Raw genomic sequence first — 18,555 nt, 5'->3', positions numbered from 1 at the left:
AGACTGATAAATGACACGCAGTGTGGCTCCTTCTGCGGCACAAATTCTGCAAGGATTGACTATGGATCACAATCGATTATATTTGGCATTTGATAATAGAAAAACTAACAGATAAACCTATGGTACGCAGTTATATTCCGCTAAATGCACTTCGTGCCTTCGAAGCCGCAGCCAGACAGTTAAGTTTTACTAAGGCTGCTATCGAATTAAATGTTACCCATGCCGCAATAAGCCAGCAGGTCAAAGCGCTGGAGCAGCACCTCAATTGTCGCCTCTTTATTCGTATTTCACGCGGATTAGTGCTAACAACGGAAGGTGAGAATTTACTCCCCATCCTTAACGACTCTTTTGATCGCATAGCTGACACCCTAGATCGTTTTTCCGCTGGGATGATGCATGAAAAAATCAGAGTGGGCGTTGTCGGCACCTTTGCCACCGGTTATCTATTACCGCGCCTGAAACATTTTCAACAGCGTTACCCCCATGTGGATATTTTACTTTCCACCCATAATAATCGCGTCGATGTTGTGGCTGAAGGGCTGGATTATGCCATTCGCTATGGTAATGGAGCCTGGCATGGCACGGAGTCGCAATTTTTATGCGATGCACCCCTTACGCCTTTGTGTGCACCCTCATTAGCGGGGTATTTACGCAATCCTGATGACCTCCAGAAATTTACTCTGCTTCGCTCCTATCGTCGTGATGAATGGTCGACATGGTTTACCGCAGCAGGGGGATCTGTGCCTTCACCTTCCCAACAAATCATCATGTTCGACTCGTCGGTGAGCATGCTGGAAGCGGCGCAAGAGGAAATAGGTATCGCGCTGGCCCCGCCGTCCATGTTTATGCACCTGCTACGCAGTGAACGCATCATTCAACCTTTTAGCACGACGATTAACCTCGGGGGATATTGGTTAACTCGCCTACAATCCCGCACAGAAACTGCCGCGATGCGGGATTTTGCTCTGTGGTTATTATCTGAGATGAAATCTGAGAGAGTCGAATCGCGCTGACAGATTCTGCTGTATTCGCGGAGGTCACTCAGCAGCAGTTGTGTGGCCATTTCTTTACAGTGACTTAGCGAGGGTTAATAACTCACTTCGCCATATTTATCGCGGTGTTCTTTCGGGGTGATGGAGTAGCCTTTTTTGAATACCGAATAGAAGTATTGCAGCGACGGATAGCCACACATTTGCGAGATTTCATTGATAGGCAGCGAGGTGGCGGCCAATAAATTGCGCGCCCGATCGAGTTTTTCTTCATGAATCACGCCATGAATCGTCTGCCCGATATCGTCTTTAAAGCGCTTTTCTAAATTCGAGCGCGACATCCCTACCGCATCCAGCACCTGCTCGACCTTAATTCCCTTGCAGGCGTGATGACGAATATAGTGCATCGCCTGAATCACCGCCGGATCACGTAGCGAACGAAAATCCGTTGAGCGGCGGGCGATCACTTTCACTGGGGGAACCAGAATGCGCTGCAACGGTGGGGCCTCTTGTTGCTTTTGGCGTTGGTTAAGGCGCTGATGCAGCAACTTAGCCGCCCGATAGCCCATTTGTCGCGTCCCTTGCGCAACCGATGAAAGTGCCACTCGCGATAAATAGCGGGTTAACTCTTCATTATCGATGCCAATAACGCTCAGTTTTTCCGGTACCGCAATATCCAGATGCTCGCACACTTGCAATAAATGACGCGCCCGTGCATCGGTCACGGCGATAATCCCGGTCTGATGTGGCAAGGTTTGTACCCAATCGGCCAGCCGATTTTGGGTGTATTGCCAGTTGGCTGGCGCGGTGGCCATACCTTGATAAACCACCCCTTGATATTGCTCCGCCGCCACTAATTGGCGGAATGCATACTCCCGCTCCTGCGCCCAGCGCTTATCACTGCTGGCCGGTAGCCCGTAGAAAGCGAAGCGATTTAAGCCCTTCTCTTTCAAATGCATAAAAGCCGCCTCGACCAAGGCCCGGTTGTCGGTCGCTATATAATCGACTGGTGGGTAATCTTCCGGCTGATGATAAGACCCACCGACGCCGATGATCGGGACATCGACATTCACCAGCAGTTGCTCTATCTGCCGATCATCAAAATCAGCTATAACGCCATCACCTAGCCAATCGCGGATATTATCGATACGGCAGCGAAAATCCTCTTCAATAAAAATGTCCCAATCACATTGCGAAGCCTGTAAATACTCGCCGACACCCTCTACCACTTGCCGGTCGTACACTTTATTAGCGTTAAACAGCAAGGTTATCCGGTAGCGTTTCTCAAACATGGGAGTGGCTCCTGAAATGGGTGGGGTATCAAAACGGCATCCGCAGAGAGATCAATGCAGTATGGCACTGAACGCTCTGCGGTGGGATAGGGTTAAACCCGACGTTTGGTGGCGGAATCCATCCACACGGCCAACAGCAAAATCGCGCCTTTGACAATGTACTGCCAGAATGTCGGCACATCTAGCATGCTCATCCCATTATCAAGAGAAGCCATGATAAATGCGCCCATGACCGCACCGGCCACACTGCCGATCCCACCGGCAAGGCTAGTGCCGCCAATCACACAGGCGGCAATGGCATCCAACTCAGCAATATTCCCCGCCGAAGGCGAACCGGCCCCCAGACGTGAGCTAAGAATCAAACCGGCGATGGCCACCATCAAGCCATTGATTGCAAATACCGCCAATTTAGTGCGCTCGACGTTCACCCCAGATAAACGGGCAGCATCGATATTGCCGCCAATGGCATAGATCCGGCGGCCAAATGCCGTGCGGGTCGCCATAAATATCCCTGCCAGCATCAACGCCGTCAGAATCAATACCGGAGTAGGCACACCGCGATAATCATTCAGTAAATATATGGCACCAAGCACAATGACGGCGGTAATGGATTGACGGGTTACATCCCCCTGTGGCGCGGCGACAGGTAAACCGAGCCGGATACGGTGGCTGCGGCGATGCCACTGCCAGGCCACAAACAGCATCAGGCCAATCGCGCCGATGCCAAATCCAAGACCATTGGGCAGATAACTTTGACCAATCTGCGACATGGCATTACTGGTGGGGGATACCGTGGTGCCGTTGGTGATGCCAATCAAAATGCCGCGAAAAGCCAGCATTCCCGCTAGCGTGACAATAAATGAGGGCACTTTGCGATACGCCACCCACCAACCATTCCATGCTCCAAGTACCAGCCCTAAACCCAGGGTGACCACAATGGTCAGGGGCAGCGGCCAGCCAAGCCATACGTCAAAAATCGCCGCTATCCCACCCAACAACCCCATCATTGAGCCGACGGACAAATCAATTTCCGCCGAGATAATGACAAATACCATGCCGACAGCAAGGATGCCGGTGATCGCCGTCTGACGCAGCAGGTTCGAGATATTTCTGGCGCTGAGATAGGCCCCTTCGGTGGTGAAAGTGAAAAACAGCATAATAATGGCGATAGCCGCCAACATGACAAAAACTTGCAAATTAACGGATTTTAGTCGAAATAGTGGCTTTTTAGCGCCATTTTCGGCTGTATTCACTTCTGGTTGATTAGCTTGCAACATGGGTTTCACTCCTGAGTGCGGCTTCCATGACCTTTTCTTGAGTCAGGTTCTGGTTAATGAGATCGGCTTTGATGCGCCCCTGATGCATGACCAGCACCCGATCGCTTAATCCCAAGACCTCCGGCAGTTCAGAGGAAATCACAATCACCGCAATCCCCTGTTGGACCAATTGATTGATAAGTTTATAAATTTCATATTTTGCACCAATGTCGATGCCGCGTGTCGGTTCGTCGAGGATCAAAATTCGTGGGTTCAGTAATAGGCATTTAGCCAGTATGGCTTTTTGCTGATTACCCCCACTGAGACGGGCAATGGCCAGCTCCGAAGAAGACGTTTTCACTTTCAATCGCGCCAGAGACTGCACAATCGTCGATTGCTCTTTAGCATCATCCAGCACGCTAAAAGCACCGGTAAAATCATCCAGCGCAGCCAGTGTGATATTGGCCCCAACCCCCATCACTGGCACGATGCCATCCTTTTTTCGGTCTTCCGGCACCATGGCAATACCCAGCTTCATTGCTTGCTGACAATTGCTGATGGTGACGGCTTTGCCATCGATAAAAATCTCGCCCTGCCAGCGGCCCGGATAGACGCCAAACAGGCATTGCACCGTTTCGGTTCGACCCGAACCAACCAATCCGGCCACCCCCAAGATCTCGCCCCGTCTCAATGAGAAAGAGACGTCATCTACCCGACGAATATGGCGGTTTACTGGATGCCAGGCGCAGAGATTTTCTACCCGTAGAATTTCCTCGCCGATGTGGTGTGCTTCGTGGGGGTAGAGTTCTTTAAGTTCGCGGCCCACCATCATGGCGATAATGTCATCTTCGCTCATGGTCGCCGCAGGGCGAGTGCCAATATGACGACCATCGCGGATTACACAGATATGATCCGAGATGGCTTTCACTTCGTTCAATTTGTGCGAGATATAGATGCAGGCTATGCCGTGATTGCGCAGATCACGGATAATATCCAGCAAAATGGCTGTTTCGCTCTCTGTTAGCGAGGCCGTTGGCTCATCCAACACCAGCAGTCGCACTTGTTTATTCAGCGCTTTCGCGATTTCGACCAATTGTTGCTGCCCAAGGCCCAACTCACCGACCAATGTATGGGGATCGACCGCTAGCTTTACCTGTGCCAGCATTCGTTGGCAGCGTAAATACATGGCGTCGTAATCCATGATGCCGAAGCGGCCCCACTCTGAGCCGAGAAACATGTTCTCCAGCACGGACATTTGTTTCACTAAGGCCAGTTCCTGATGAATTATTGCAACACCCTTTTGCTCTGTTTCACGAATATTTTTGGCCTGAAGCGTTTCACCTGCAAAAATTATTTCCCCTTGATAGGAACCTGTGGGGTAAATACCGCATAACACTTTCATTAGTGTGGATTTTCCCGAGCCATTTTCGCCGCATAATGATAATACTTGCCCAGCCTCCAGTGTCAGGCTGATATTATCGACTGCCTTAACGACGCCAAACTGCTTGGTTATCTCTTTCATTTCGAGCAGGTAGGCCATTGATCCCTCCTGTACCTTTATTAATTAAAGTTGCAGCTTTGTCAGCTGCAACTCCAATTGCTTGTGGCACATATGAAATAGCAGCAACTTTAATAATCTGGAAAAACTCACCACTTATTAAAATTAGCAATACAAACTCAAAATAAACTTAATCAGTAAATGTCTGCTTTTTTATGGAATCCATCGGCGATAATTGTGCTATCAATATTATTTTTATCGACTTGAATTGGTGTTAATAAATAAGCCGGAACATCTTTTATGCCATTATTTAACTGACTGTTAGCTTTGGGTTGTTCACCTTTACCCAGGCTCACTGCAATTTCTGCGGCGTCATTGGCTAATTTACTGATTGGCTTATATACGGTCATGGTTTGCGTACCCGCAACAATACGTTTTATTGCTGCCAAATCAGCATCCTGACCAGAAATAGCCACCTTACCCGCCAGACCCTGCGCAGCTAATGCCTGAATAGCGCCGCCTGCGGTGGCATCATTTGACGCCACAACAGCATCAATCTTGTTATTGTTGGCTGTCAGCGCATTTTCCATGATTTTTAAGGCATTTTCAGGTAACCAGGCATCAACCCACTGGTCGCCCACAATTTTGATTTTACCCTCTTTTATCAGTGGATTAAGCACTGTCATCTGCCCCTGGCGGAACAACTTGGCGTTGTTATCTACCGGCGAGCCACCCATCAGGAAATAGTTGCCTTGTGGCACTCGTTCAACCAAGCTTTTGGCTTGTAATTCACCCACTTTTTCATTGTCGAATGAGATATAAAAGTCGATGTCCGCATTATTTATCATGCGGTCATACGCCAATACTTTTATCCCTTCCCGTTTAGCTTCGGCGATCACATTACTTAATACTTGACCGTTATAGGGAATAATAACCAGCACATCAACACCACGGTTAATCATATTCTCAATCTGCGACATTTGTGTTTCTTCATTGCCGTTTGCCGATTGAACAAATACTTTAGCGCCGAGGGACTCAGCCTTGTTAACAAAAATATCGCGATCTTTCTGCCAGCGTTCAAGACGAAGATCGTCTATCGCCATACCGATTTTAATTTCTTTACTGAATCCTGGCTGACTAAACATCACCAGTGCGGCACATGCGGAGAGTAAAATGTTCTTAAATTTCATCTTTTGGTACCTTTCTTATTGTGCAAGCAGGGTAAGAGAAACGGTAAACATCAACTACAATAGGGATTGTTGACGCTTATTTGCACATCAGCAATTACAGATTTTCGTCCGCCAATTATGTTTTTTGGTTTAATGTTAATTTTATGATAACGATCATGTTTTCTTCCCTGCAAAATGCATAATTCCACAGAGAGATGTTATCCGCACGATAAGTATTAGCGTGTTTCTATAATTAATCGGTTATTTATGAGATCTACACCACAATTAATAATTCTCTGAATTTGAGTGTGAAATAACGTAATTGAGAGAATAGCAAACAACTCCGAAGATAAAAGCTCACCCGCCCAATAATGCGGGCCAGCTTCCAAGGAGTATTGCATGCAATCTTATTTTGATGAATTAGAACAAGTGCGTTACGAAGGCAGCCAAAGCGCTAACCCGCTGGCGTTTCATCACTACAATCCGGATGAAATTATCCTTGGTAAGCGAATGGCCGATCACCTGCGGTTTGCCGCCTGCTACTGGCACACTTTCTGCTGGGGCGGGGCAGATATGTTCGGCAGCAATGCCTTTGAGCGCCCGTGGCAGCAGTCTGGCGATGCACTCGCGCTGGCAAAACGCAAAGCTGATGTCGCTTTTGAGTTCTTCCATAAACTGAATGTGCCTTACTACTGCTTCCATGATGTGGATGTCTCCCCTGAAGGTGCGTCATTAAAAGAGTATCTAAATAATTTTGCGGTCATGACCGATGTCTTGGCTGAGAAACAAGCGAGCAGCGGCGTCAAACTATTATGGGGTACCGCCAACTGCTTCACCCACCCGCGCTACGGTGCCGGGGCGGCCACCAATCCTGATCCCGAAGTTTTCAGTTGGGCGGCGACCCAAGTCTTTACTGCCATGAATGCAACACAGAAACTGGGCGGCGAAAACTATGTGTTATGGGGCGGGCGCGAAGGCTACGAAACACTGTTAAATACTGATTTACGGCAGGAGCGCGAGCAAATTGGCCGCTTTATGCAGATGGTGGTGGAGCATAAACATAAAATCGGTTTCCAAGGGACATTACTTATTGAGCCAAAACCGCAGGAGCCGACCAAACATCAGTATGATTATGATGTCGCGACTGTTTATGGTTTCCTCAAACAGTTCGGGCTGGAAAAAGAGATAAAAGTGAACATTGAAGCCAACCACGCCACACTGGCTGGGCACTCTTTCCATCACGAAATTGCCAGTGCCATTGCATTGGGTATTTTTGGCTCCGTGGATGCGAACCGTGGCGATCCGCAGTTAGGTTGGGATACCGATCAGTTCCCGAACAGTGTGGAAGAGAATGCATTGGTGATGTTTGAGATCCTCAAAGCGGGCGGCTTTACCACTGGCGGTCTGAATTTTGATGCCAAAGTGCGCCGCCAAAGTACCGATAAATATGATCTGTTTTATGGTCATATCGGGGCGATGGATACTATGGCATTGGCACTGAAAATTGCCGCCAAAATGATTGAAGATGGTCAGTTGGATCAGTTAGTTGCCAAGCGCTATGCTGGCTGGAATACCGAACTGGGCCAACAGATTCTGCAAGGTAAGATGTCACTGGAAGATCTGGCCCGCTATGCGGGTCAACACAATCTGAACCCACATCACCAAAGCGGTCATCAGGAGTTGCTGGAGAATCAGGTTAATCGCTATATCTTTGGTTGATAATAATATTTGTTAAAAACAACAGTGATAGACGGGGAAATGTACCGGATGGGTCGTAACGGCGTGAGCCGTCGGAGTGCCCATCGGTGCAGTCGCCCCGTCAGGCTCCGCACGATAAAACAGCCTACATGAAGGAAAATATATGTACCTTGGCATCGATCTAGGCACCTCCGGCGTTAAAGCAATCCTATTGGCCGAAAATGGGCAAGTGATTGCCAGCCAAGGTGCTGCATTAACTGTCTCACGTCCCCACCCCTTATGGTCAGAACAAAACCCAGCTGATTGGTGGCAGGCAACTGATCAGGCGATGCAAGCGCTGGCCGCAGCCCATGATTTGCAGCAGGTAAAAGCCCTCGGACTAACGGGTCAAATGCACGGTGCGACCTTGCTGGATAAACAGCATCAGGTGCTGAGGCCTGCCATTTTATGGAATGATGGCCGCAGTTTTGCCCAGTGCCAAACGCTGGAACACGCGGTGCCTGCATCGCGCCACATTACCGGCAACCTGATGATGCCGGGTTTTACCGCCCCTAAACTGAAATGGTTAGCGGAACATGAGCCAGAGGTTTTCAGCCGCATCGATAAGGTGCTGTTACCCAAAGATTATCTCCGTTTTCTGATTAGCGGTGATTTCGCCAGTGATATGTCCGATGCCGCCGGAACAATGTGGCTGGATGTGGCTAAACGCGACTGGAGTGATGAGATGCTGGCCGCTTGCGATTTGACTCGCCAGCAGATGCCCGCGTTATTCGAGGGTAGTCAGATAACCGGCCATGTCAGCGCAGAGATTGCACAGCGCTGGGGCATCAACATCATCCCCGTGGTTGCGGGTGGGGGCGATAACGCCGCTGGCGCGATAGGGGTTGGCCTGTATCAAACTGGTCAGGCGATGTTGTCGCTGGGGACTTCCGGCGTCTACTTCGCGGTTAGCGACGGTTTTCTCAGCAATCCAGCCAGCGCAGTTCACAGTTTTTGTCATGCACTCCCCAACACCTGGCATTTGATGTCAGTGATGCTCAGTGCCGCCTCCTGTCTGGATTGGGCCTGCCAGTTGACCGGTGCCGACTCCGTTCCCGCTCTGATCGATGAGGTGGCAAACACGCCTGCCGCCACGACACCTGTATGGTTCCTGCCCTACCTTTCCGGCGAACGCACGCCCCATAATAATCCTAATGCCAAAGGGGCATTCTGGGGTTTTACCCATGAGCACGGCCGCGCAGATTTAGCTCGCGCCGTGTTAGAAGGTGTGGGGTTTGCTTTAACCGACGGTATGGATGCCCTGCATGCCAGCGGATTACAGCCAAAATCGGTCACATTAATTGGCGGCGGTGCACGTAGCGCCTATTGGCGGCAGATGCTGGCAGATATTAGCGGTCAAACACTGGAGTACCGCACTGGCGGTGATGTCGGCCCGGCGCTAGGCGCGGCGCGACTGGCTCAAATTGCGTTGAATCCGCAGAGGCCTATGGCTGATTTACTCCCCACGCTGCCACTGGAACAGACCCATTTACCTGATGCGCAGCGACATCAAGATTATGCCGCTCGTCGGATAATCTTTAAAAAGCTATATCAGCAATTACTGCCATTAGCGGTATAAGCACATAGATAACAGTGTAAATAGCAATAAGGGGCGATGGGATAAAATATCTCTCAGCCCCTTAGCGGCATCAGTAGTAGTTAATTTTAACAATCGCGGTAGCATCAAATTGCCCCAGCTGTATTGATTGTCCAGCAATAGCATTCAGGCTGGCGGTATAGGTTTTTGTCACCTGATTGACATCATTTAGCTGTGCAAAGTTACTATAGCTGTTGTAGACAATCGCCTGATTAGCATCGTTATAGATCGTGAGTTTCGTGCCATTTTGCATATCAATGGCATTATCCCCCACTAGCGGATTGGTCGTAGAGAACTGTGCTTGAATAGAAAAGTTCGATAAACAACCCTGCTTCACCGCCGTAATAGAGAAGGGCTGGCTGATATTATCACCACTGTTCTGTAGTAACGCTTTATTGAATACACCAAAATTCACAATTTGTGATTCTGGATAAACTACTAAATCCGCACCACAGGCAATAAAGCGCACGCCAGTTAATCCCGATAATGCGTAACGTAAGTTCTTAGCTCCCGCAACCAAATTCAAGCCAGTTGAACCATCAAGTTGGAATACCGTAAAATTATCCGCCCCGACATAAGAACCACTGGAGGGTGGGTTACCGGTCACTTTAATATATAACCGAAAAGTCACCGTCACCGTCACGTTCTGCCCTCGGACTATCGGAGTCGTGTTGGTATTTAAGCGTGCCGCATTCGTTTCCAAATCTTGACCATTATAGCTGACACCTAATTGTAATCCTTGCCCCAGTGACTGATGCAGTGGATTAAAATAGAACCAGACTTGATCGACTGTTGAACCCAAAACATTATCGCAATAGGCCGTGACCGTAATCTCGTTAGACTCCCAGACTTTAGTCCCTGCCGCGACATTGGACGGTATTGCCAGTTGCCCGATAGGGATAGCAGGCTTAATCACCACGCCGGTCCCACTCTCAACACAATCAAGTGCATAGGCGGTCGGTGATAAGAGTAGTGCCACCAATAACATCGTCAGCGAGCCACCTATCCGGCCCATTTTATTTAACATAGCATGAGTCATTGTTATTCCTTTGCCAGTGCCGAGACAGGATGAGTGCATTATTTATTCTTTTCTACCGGCTGAATTTGGCAATCAACCGCTGAACAATTAACGATACGCATTTTCATACCACCAAAATCATCCATATAACCAAGGGTATAATGGCTACCGCTATAGCCCGGCGTTTTTACCGTCTCAGTACCAAAAGGCGCAATCATCACGCTATCGAAACCGGGGAAATTACCGCGATTGTCCTGACTTAAATACCCTAACGTAATGTAATAGGGGGTCGGATTATGAATTTTCAGGCTTTCACCTTGCTTGCTGAGCTGTAATTTCTCCTGCCAGATATTGCGATAATCGGCTTTGATAGCTACGGGCCGATAAAATAATTTCACTCTATTTTGAATGGCGATTTGCACCACATTGGTCATTTCACTTTTAGGCGGAACTTCCCGAATATTGAAATAGAATAATGTTTCGCGATCAGTGGGTAATTTGTCGGCATCGGGTAGCTTCATAATCCGTACCTGGCTTTTTTGTCCGGCATCAATTCGTTGCATCGGAGGCAAAGCAACCAATGGACTATCCACTTTCTGACCTGCGGCATTTTCCAACCATGACTGCGCCAGATAGGGCGATGATTTACTCTGATTCAGCAAAATAACACTGGCGGATTTGTCGCTATCATTAAAAATAATCCGAGTGCGATCCAGATTTATCGCCGCCTCACTTACCATGGCGGTAAACAACAATGCTATGCCTACTATGGCGATATTTATGGGCGAACTTTTTCTAGTACGCATCGGGTTATCAAGATTTCTCATTCTCTGCTTCGCTCTAATGTATGCCGTTATGCTGTGATTAACGGCTTTAATAAATAATGGCTTACTGACAGGGAAGCAGAATTTTTCCAGAATTCATGCCGCTGTTGTTTGGCAATATTATCCTGCACTGATCTTTGCCCCACTGAACCGTTAATTTGCCGCCATCTTCTAATCCAGCGAGATAAGTCAATCCGTTCTCTCCCACAATACCCACCTCTGCACCCGTTTTATCAGCGATAACCGATGAGCCCAGTGGTGGAAAATGACCCTCTTTTTGGCGGATTATGGCCATAATTTGCCGCCCTTTGACCGCTCTTATTTCGCGGTAGCCAATCGCTCCTTCAGTCAGCGTTTTTTGAATTACCGTACTGTAAACTTCAATATCTTCCGGCAAATTTTGTACATCGACTCGGATATCTGACTGCTGATAACTGGTGATGCCATTCACCACCGCGATACCAAATCGGTTGGTCATTGCCGAGTTATTATTCAGGGACACACCAGAGACATCGCCGGTATCAATCATTATTCTCGGTTCATTGCCTGACTTATTTTGATGAGCGGAAATACCCCGAGTCGTGGCGGTAATCGAGCCATACCAGTTGGAGTTGACTGAATTGTATTCGTTGTTTTTATGGCTGCCATCAATACCAAACTCACCATAAGGGGAGCTATGCTGATAGCCACCGCGGAAGACGCCATTACCTTGCTGCAATTCCGGACTAGCGCCACCGGCACTGACACGCCAAATGTTTCTCGGATCTTGGCTGTTAAAATAAGAGATATTTTGCGAGTAGCCGCTGTTTTTATCGTGCTGGGCGTCATAGCTAAGCTGCTGCCCGCTCCCTATTGGGAGGGTGAATGAGAAGAAGATCTGATTCTCATTTTCATACTGATAATTCACTTTATTGGCCGAAATTGTTGTCGAAATGCCCTTAAAAGTGCCGATATCGAAGATTTTACTCACAGAAACACCATAGTTGTTGCTGGAGGCATCATTCCAATAGGTTTTATGGGTTGCCGAGAGATACAGGGTAATATCCGGCCAGGCCAAATATTGGTTAGCGGTCACCGTGTATGTTTGCTTATCGTTCTGTAGGTAATTATTGCCATTGAGCCGATCCAGATACTGATTCATGCTCATAAAGTTCTTCTCCGAAAAACGGTATCCGGCAAAGGTAATCTGGCTATTGGTCTGATCAAAACGTTTGGAATAGTTAATTCGATAACTTTCGCCGCTTTTTTTCTCTTCATTGGGTATTTGAGCGCGCGAATGCGTGACATCGACAGAAAGCGCGCCAAAACTATGTAAATTCTGCCCAGCCCCTACGGCAATAGCGGTGTAATCCTGCGAAGTCGCAATCAACCCGCCATACAGGGAAACATCATTAAATGCTCCCCATGAAAGCTCGCCATTAAAAAAATTTGGATCACTGACCGCATGATGACTGCCCTGTGTTGGACGACCCAACGCCGTTTTATAGCGAATAGCGCCTTTACGGGTTAAGAACGGCACCGTAGCAGCACTCACCTGGAAAGTAGTAACGCGACCATCTTCCTCTTCTACGCGGACATCAATATTTCCCTGTACCGCCTCACTGATATCCTGAATGACAAAGGGTCCAGGCGCGACGTTGGTTTGATACAGCGTCCGGCCATTCTGACTCAGAATGACTCTGGCATTGGTGCGGGCAATCCCGACCACCTGAGGCGCATAGCCACGCAGGGTCGGGGGTAACATGCGCTCGTCGCTGGAGAGTGATACCCCGAGAAAACGAAATGAATCAAAAATACTGGAGCTGAGATAGGTCTGGCCGCCAACGAATTTAGCCTCTATCGACGGGATAGCCCGGAAAGCATAAACTTGCGACCAGTCAAAATTGCCGTAATGTGAACCGTCGGTTTCATTATTGATATATTGATAGTCAGCACGAATGCGCCAGGGTCCCATATTGGCACCCGCAGTACCGTAGCTGCTAAAATTCGTCGTGCTATCGCCATTTTTCGGCGCATAACGATTAGCAAACAGGTTGTAATCTAATATCACGCCAGGAATACCCTCATCCCATTGTGAAGGCGGTACCCAATTCGGATCACTGTAGGCCAACCATGCTTGTGGGATAGAGATAATTAAATACTGTTTTTCTTTATCGTAATTTGCGGTTATCTCTTCTTTTTCATCAATAGAAACACACTTACCGTCATTCCATAATGTCAGTGATTCACGAACGGCAGGGGATAAACCCAATAGGTCAACCAACTCTGGGGATAAACATAATCGGGTTGACTTTCCGCCTTCAATAGGCAGATAGGTTATTAAGAAACGCTCGGGTAACAATCGGCCATTAATAAGGATATCCAGCAGATAGTGTCCTGCTGGCGTGTAATCATCAACTTCAAAACGCGAGAGATCGATATTATCGCGGTCTTTCGCATCGATAATATTGGTATTGAACTCTACAGCCTCGGCCCATCGAGGCAAAAATAAGCTCATGCCTGCCAATGTTAATATTTGCACTATTCGAAAGATCATCTCTTTTCTTTTAGAATGATATTGCATAAATAAATCACTGTCTTATGGCAAGATATTAATAAAGGGGAGTGGCCTCCCCTTAAATTGCAGCAAGGAATGAACCGCTAGTCATACTGCAACTTTCAGCACGCAGGATAATTTTATTTATAGTTCAGCGCGTAAGTCGCCTGAGACACAATAGTCCCTGTGGTGACGGGGGCGCCAGTTGCTTCAACACGGGCGGCAAATACGATCTGATTAGGGCCAGTGACTAGGTTAACATCAGCACCGCTATCACCGACTTTCAGCAGCGCACCGTTAGTGTCAATCAGACGAATGCCAGCACCACCCGCGCTACCCGTATTAGCCAGCAATTCTGAGGCTGTCGCATCAGAAATACCGCCAAATGTTACGCTCACTTTTGATTGTGCTGGATAAGTCACGCTACCCGCGGTTTGCTCAGTCAAATCACAGTCTTGCAGATCGATGCTGTACTGTACGTTCTGAGAATATTTATTCCCGGTTTCCAGTACCTTATTTGCTACTTGCCCCATATCGACGTTAATATCAGTAGAATTTGGTGCAATGCTACAAGGTGCATTAATCACCGTACCGGTGAAATGAATACGGCCATTACCTTCATCCGCAGCAAATGCCTGAGAAATGAAAGCTGAAGATGCTAACGCAATAACCAATGCACTTTTCTTAAAATTGGACATATTAAAAACCTTTATTTAGACACTACATTTGAAGAAATTCGTTGATTGAAGGTTTCAACGACTCATGTCACTACCGGTGAACATCGCCACGGTAAATAAGATAAAATCAAACAGAAGAATGGGGGATCATAAAGTGATACGGTAATTTTTTTACAAAAACTCATTCCGGAATAAATAACCCCAGAATCCTATTTCATAATTTTCGTTATATCTATTAATGATCTGTTGTTATCAAATACGAATCCATATCATTAAGAAATTAATTAACAGGGAAAATAATATCCTGCTGACTTCAATATTTTTATACCACTTTGCTGATTTACTCATTTTTGACACGGGAAAGTATACGCGATCTTTTTATCTAGTAAATTGTCATTTTGTCGACGAATCGATCGCTATATGTAATATATGCAGCGTTTTATTCTAAAAAATAGATAGATATGTGGTGTTTTAAGCTAGTGTGAGATCATTAAGTAAGGTTATACTTCAAATAGTTTTATAATTGTAGCTATAAATATTATCGGCATCTATTCGATAAATCAGAAGCTTCATTCAAATAAAATGAAATTTCGTACAAAAATGAAGGAAAAAAATATTTTTATTTTTCTAAGTTTCCTATTCTCATTATTAAATAAATGAAACGCGAAATCAGTTTATTTATATAAGATGGCGATAAGAAGCCAAATGAGAGGCTGAATGAAGATCTGGTCCTGATTATCCCCTACGATGGCCTGATTTGGCATTCCTCTTGGTTTGAAACCCGCGCATGATGGATTCATACCCATACGGCGGAGGGCCGAAAATGACTCACAGCGCACTTTTGATCATCGATGTTCAGCAATCATTCGAACATAAACCTTTTTGGCAACTGCAAGACGTACCTGCCTTCTCAGCCGCACTGAACCAGCTCATTAGTGGTTGCAAGCAACGTGGCGTTTCACTGGTGGATGTGTTCCATGTTTCACCCGAGGGGCCATTCTCATTGGCTTCCGGTTATGTTAAACCGATGTCGCTGGTTTCCCATCAGGCCGATGTTTCCGTGCAAAAGCGGGTGCATAACGCGCTAACCGATTCAGGGCTAGATCACTGGCTCAAAGAGAGAGAGGTCGACCACCTGATTATTGCCGGTATGCGAACCGAGCAGTGCTGTGAGACCACCGCCCGCGTGGCGTCGGATCTGGGCTATCAGGTCACCTTTGTCACCGAGGCCACTCTGACCTTCCCGATGACGCAGCCAAATGGTGTGGTGCTGAGCAGCGCAGAATTGAAACTGCGCACTGAAACGGTCTTGGCTGACCGCTTTGCGACTATCCGCACTGTCGCAGAGACACTGGATGCGCTGGATTCACAATCTGTCGCAGCGACCGTCGAAGAAACGGTCAGCTGGCAACCACAGCCTTATTTGCCACGGGCCATCACGCCAGCAGGGATCAAAATTCTCAACCAATGGCGATTAAAGCGCTATGTGATTCGCTACTCGCAGGCGCAGGGTGCCACGCCGGATTACAGCCCCGCTTATCAACTCGTTGGGCAGTGGTTACCGCATGATGCAGAGACCGTCAATCGCCCTGGCGTAGGTTTTGTGATTGAGCATCAGGGGAAAACGCTGAATTACCTGATTGTCGGATGGTGGGATAACGAAAACGAATTACGAGTGAAAGTGTGGGTGCAGGAACAGGGAATGTGGCGCGCGGCGCGGGATGAATCATTCTGTGTGTGGGATTTGCAGGTAATGGCCTTTGAGCGCGACGCGTTTGTTGGTACTTTGCTACAGCATACTCCGGATATTCCGGCTTATATGACCCGTTATTTGACGGTAACTGTGGATTAACCATGCAACGAAATGTCTATTTTCTCTTGCTGCCCGGCGTGCTGTCGCTGGATTTAACTGGCCCTGCTGAGACTTTACGGCTGGCGGGGTCGTTTAACCTTTGCTATATCAGCCCGCTACCAGAAGTGATCTCTTCCACCGAAATGTTGCTGGGCCAACTGCAACCACTGCCCGCGCATTTGCCGGAAGGCAGTTTACTGGTGGTACCGGGTGTGAGCGATTCGCATCACTATTTTGCGACCGAAACGGCGGCGGTGGCGCGTCAGTGGTTACAGCAGCAGAAAAAAGCCATCGTGCAGCAAAAAATCCTATTGGTCTGTGTCTGCTCCGGTGCGTTGCTGGCCGCGCAAGCGGGGTTACTGGACGGTTATCAATGCACTACCCATCACCTTGTGCTTGAGCGGTTGCGCCAGCAGGCACCGGCGGCACAAACCAAAGAGAACCGCATTTTTGTTGAAGATCGCGGGGTGTATACCAGCGCCGGGATTACGGCGGGGATTGATCTCTCTTTGCATCTGATCAGCCGCTATTGCAGCCCACAAATCGCGCTGGAAGTGGCGCGGGAGATGGTGGTTTACTTCCGCCGTTCGGGGGATGACCCGCAACTTTCGCCTTGGTTACGTTACCGCAATCATCTCCACCCAGCGGTCCATCGCGCACAGGATGTGATGTCAGCAGAGCCACAAGCCGAATGGTCGCTGCTTCAGGTGGCGCAGAAAGCCCATGTTAGCAGCCGTCACTTAACCCGCTTGTTCCGCGAACATGTTGGCATCAGTGTGCGCGAATTCCACGAGCAACTGCGGGTCGCGGTCGCTGAAGTGCGCTTGCAAGAGGGGTTTAATCTGGAGAAAGCCGCGCTGGCCGCCGGATTCTCCTCCGGTCGCCAGCTACGGCGCGCACAACAGCGCGGGTTAGCGATGGTTAACTGACCAAACGCCGCCGATCAATGCGCTGTAACCCCATCGATAGCAAGGTGCTCAATGCGAGGGCCAGCGCAAAGACATAGAAAATATCCAGCACCGGATAAGCGGTGAAATCGTAATGATGGGTGCGGATAAAATGGATAATTAGCGCGTGGAAACCATAAATCGCCAATGAATGGCCCGCCAACCAACTTAGCCAGGCAATTTGCTGGTTGAGGCAGTTTTTAAACCACACCAGCATCGATACTGCCGCCACAAAGACCAATGGGCCGCAATACATATAGAAAGTATCGGCAAAGCTGCCATTAATCCGCGTCTGCTTTTCCGTTGAGATGGCAATAAATATCACGCTCAGGATAAACAGTGCAGCTGCGCTCCAACTGATGATTCGCCCCTGCGTTTCCAGCATCCCAATCGCCCGTCCCAACAGCGCGTACAGCAAATAATAGAAAGTATCGCCATAGATATAGAGGTTGATCGGCAGTAAATGGAAGCCGCCAATCGAGAATTTGCTGGCCTGTGGATTGGCGAGTACCGCCAGCAGCAGGATGATCACCGCTAGGTAGCGGCCCGACACCGGTTTGACGTTTATCAGCGGTGAAACCAGGTAAACCACGATAATGGCGTAGAAAAACCAGAGGTGATAAAACACCGGTTTTTGCAGGATATTCTTCAGTGAGGCCCAGCCATCGATGGGGGTGAGTGTCGAGATATAGATCAGCGCAATCAGGCTATAGAACAGCAGACACAATCCGATGCGGGTAAAGTGCTTCTGTTTGGCGCTTTTTTCACCAAAAAACAGGTAACCGGAGATCATAAAGAACAGCGGTACACAGGCACGGGAGGCTGAATTTAGCAGATTGGCAATATCCCAGTTCACTTCCCCCACCTGCGCACCACTGGTCACGTAATAGGTGGTGGCGTGGATCATGACCACCATAATGCAGGCCACCGCCCGCAGATTATCAATCCAGCCAATCTTATTGGTCATGCATACTCTCGATCGCCTTAATATGAGTCTGAAAACAGTTACTTCACGAATAATAACGTAAGTTTGGGGATATACACAGGGATCAGGGGGATTAGGGTTTGCCTCTGTAGTGGAACGGATCTGGTTTCGGTTGGTAGTCGACTCGGTGATCGGTTCGGTTGACATGAGATCGGCGTTTATTTGGCCTCTAACGCCT

15 protein-coding genes are annotated in these 18,555 nt (G+C 48.3%); 5 read left to right on the top strand and 10 right to left on the bottom strand.

Features of this window, described 5'->3' with window-relative positions:
• The first annotated feature begins 119 nt into the window (after window positions 1–119).
• On the top strand, window positions 120–1,013 hold the full coding sequence (ampR, locus tag ACZ76_RS08830) for a LysR family transcriptional regulator AmpR (RefSeq protein ID WP_048618571.1): 894 nt from the start codon (window positions 120–122) through the stop codon (window positions 1,011–1,013).
• 74 nt (window positions 1,014–1,087) lie between these two features.
• On the opposite strand, the gene xylR is transcribed toward ampR, so the two are convergent.
• The 5 genes from xylR to xylF all read right to left on the bottom strand — a co-directional run bounded on the left by xylR (window position 1,088) and on the right by xylF (window position 6,225).
• Window positions 1,088–2,281, bottom strand: coding sequence for a D-xylose utilization transcriptional activator XylR (gene xylR, locus ACZ76_RS08825; protein WP_048618569.1), 1,194 nt, complete (start codon window positions 2,279–2,281; stop codon window positions 1,088–1,090).
• Window positions 2,282–2,373: 92 nt separating this feature from the next.
• Window positions 2,374–3,558 carry a xylose ABC transporter permease XylH gene (gene xylH, locus ACZ76_RS08820; RefSeq protein ID WP_048618568.1) on the bottom strand — a complete coding sequence of 395 codons (1,185 nt, stop codon included), beginning with the start codon at window positions 3,556–3,558 and terminating at the stop codon, window positions 2,374–2,376.
• Window positions 3,545–5,077: a xylose ABC transporter ATP-binding protein gene (locus ACZ76_RS08815; protein ID WP_048618566.1), complete on the bottom strand. Its 1,533-nt coding sequence runs from the start codon at window positions 5,075–5,077 to the stop codon at window positions 3,545–3,547. Before ACZ76_RS08815 ends, xylH begins: the two co-directional genes overlap by 14 nt.
• The gene (locus ACZ76_RS19090) at window positions 5,025–5,207 is read right to left on the bottom strand and encodes a hypothetical protein (RefSeq protein ID WP_144413903.1); all 183 of its coding nucleotides are present in this window, start codon (window positions 5,205–5,207) and stop codon (window positions 5,025–5,027) included. Before ACZ76_RS19090 ends, ACZ76_RS08815 begins: the two co-directional genes overlap by 53 nt.
• Before the next feature lie 22 nt (window positions 5,208–5,229).
• The gene (gene xylF / locus ACZ76_RS08810) at window positions 5,230–6,225 is read right to left on the bottom strand and encodes a D-xylose ABC transporter substrate-binding protein (protein ID WP_048618564.1); all 996 of its coding nucleotides are present in this window, start codon (window positions 6,223–6,225) and stop codon (window positions 5,230–5,232) included.
• Window positions 6,226–6,603: 378 nt separating this feature from the next.
• Here xylF and xylA point away from each other — a divergent pair, with 378 nt between their 5' ends.
• Window positions 6,604–7,923 carry a xylose isomerase gene (gene xylA / locus ACZ76_RS08805; RefSeq protein ID WP_048618562.1) on the top strand — a complete coding sequence of 440 codons (1,320 nt, stop codon included), beginning with the start codon at window positions 6,604–6,606 and terminating at the stop codon, window positions 7,921–7,923.
• A 142-nt stretch (window positions 7,924–8,065) separates the two neighbouring features.
• Complete coding sequence (gene xylB, locus ACZ76_RS08800; RefSeq protein ID WP_048618560.1) at window positions 8,066–9,520, top strand: xylulokinase; 1,455 nt, start codon at window positions 8,066–8,068, stop codon at window positions 9,518–9,520.
• A gap of 70 nt (window positions 9,521–9,590) precedes the next feature.
• Here the strand turns inward: xylB and ACZ76_RS08795 are convergent, their stop codons facing one another.
• The 4 genes from ACZ76_RS08795 to ACZ76_RS08780 all read right to left on the bottom strand — a co-directional run bounded on the left by ACZ76_RS08795 (window position 9,591) and on the right by ACZ76_RS08780 (window position 14,614).
• Window positions 9,591–10,577 (bottom strand): fimbrial protein, encoded by a 987-nt coding sequence (locus ACZ76_RS08795; RefSeq protein WP_082146900.1) that lies wholly within the window; start codon window positions 10,575–10,577, stop codon window positions 9,591–9,593.
• A 38-nt stretch (window positions 10,578–10,615) separates the two neighbouring features.
• Entirely contained in the window at window positions 10,616–11,383 is a 768-nt protein-coding gene (locus tag ACZ76_RS08790) for a fimbrial biogenesis chaperone (protein ID WP_048618559.1), read from the bottom strand.
• 61 nt (window positions 11,384–11,444) lie between these two features.
• On the bottom strand, window positions 11,445–13,865 hold the full coding sequence (locus tag ACZ76_RS08785; RefSeq protein WP_235428214.1) for a fimbria/pilus outer membrane usher protein: 2,421 nt from the start codon (window positions 13,863–13,865) through the stop codon (window positions 11,445–11,447).
• Window positions 13,866–14,056: 191 nt separating this feature from the next.
• Entirely contained in the window at window positions 14,057–14,614 is a 558-nt protein-coding gene (locus ACZ76_RS08780; protein ID WP_048618555.1) for a fimbrial protein, read from the bottom strand.
• A gap of 802 nt (window positions 14,615–15,416) precedes the next feature.
• Between ACZ76_RS08780 and ACZ76_RS08775 the strand changes: the two genes are divergently transcribed.
• Together ACZ76_RS08775 and ACZ76_RS08770 are read left to right on the top strand one after the other, a co-directional pair.
• Complete coding sequence (locus ACZ76_RS08775) at window positions 15,417–16,445, top strand: isochorismatase family protein (protein ID WP_048618553.1); 1,029 nt, start codon at window positions 15,417–15,419, stop codon at window positions 16,443–16,445.
• 2 nt (window positions 16,446–16,447) lie between these two features.
• Window positions 16,448–17,374 carry a GlxA family transcriptional regulator gene (locus ACZ76_RS08770; RefSeq protein WP_048618551.1) on the top strand — a complete coding sequence of 309 codons (927 nt, stop codon included), beginning with the start codon at window positions 16,448–16,450 and terminating at the stop codon, window positions 17,372–17,374.
• Here ACZ76_RS08770 and ACZ76_RS08765 read toward each other — a convergent pair.
• Window positions 17,367–18,359: an acyltransferase gene (locus ACZ76_RS08765; protein ID WP_048618550.1), complete on the bottom strand. Its 993-nt coding sequence runs from the start codon at window positions 18,357–18,359 to the stop codon at window positions 17,367–17,369. The genes ACZ76_RS08770 and ACZ76_RS08765 overlap by 8 nt on opposite strands.
• Between the last annotated feature and the right edge of the window lie 196 nt (window positions 18,360–18,555).

It is taken from the genome of Yersinia aleksiciae, assembly GCF_001047675.1.
Classification (GTDB): domain Bacteria; phylum Pseudomonadota; class Gammaproteobacteria; order Enterobacterales; family Enterobacteriaceae; genus Yersinia; species Yersinia aleksiciae.
Note: the sequence above shows the minus strand (reverse complement) of the source record. Positions and strands in the feature narration are given on the sequence as shown.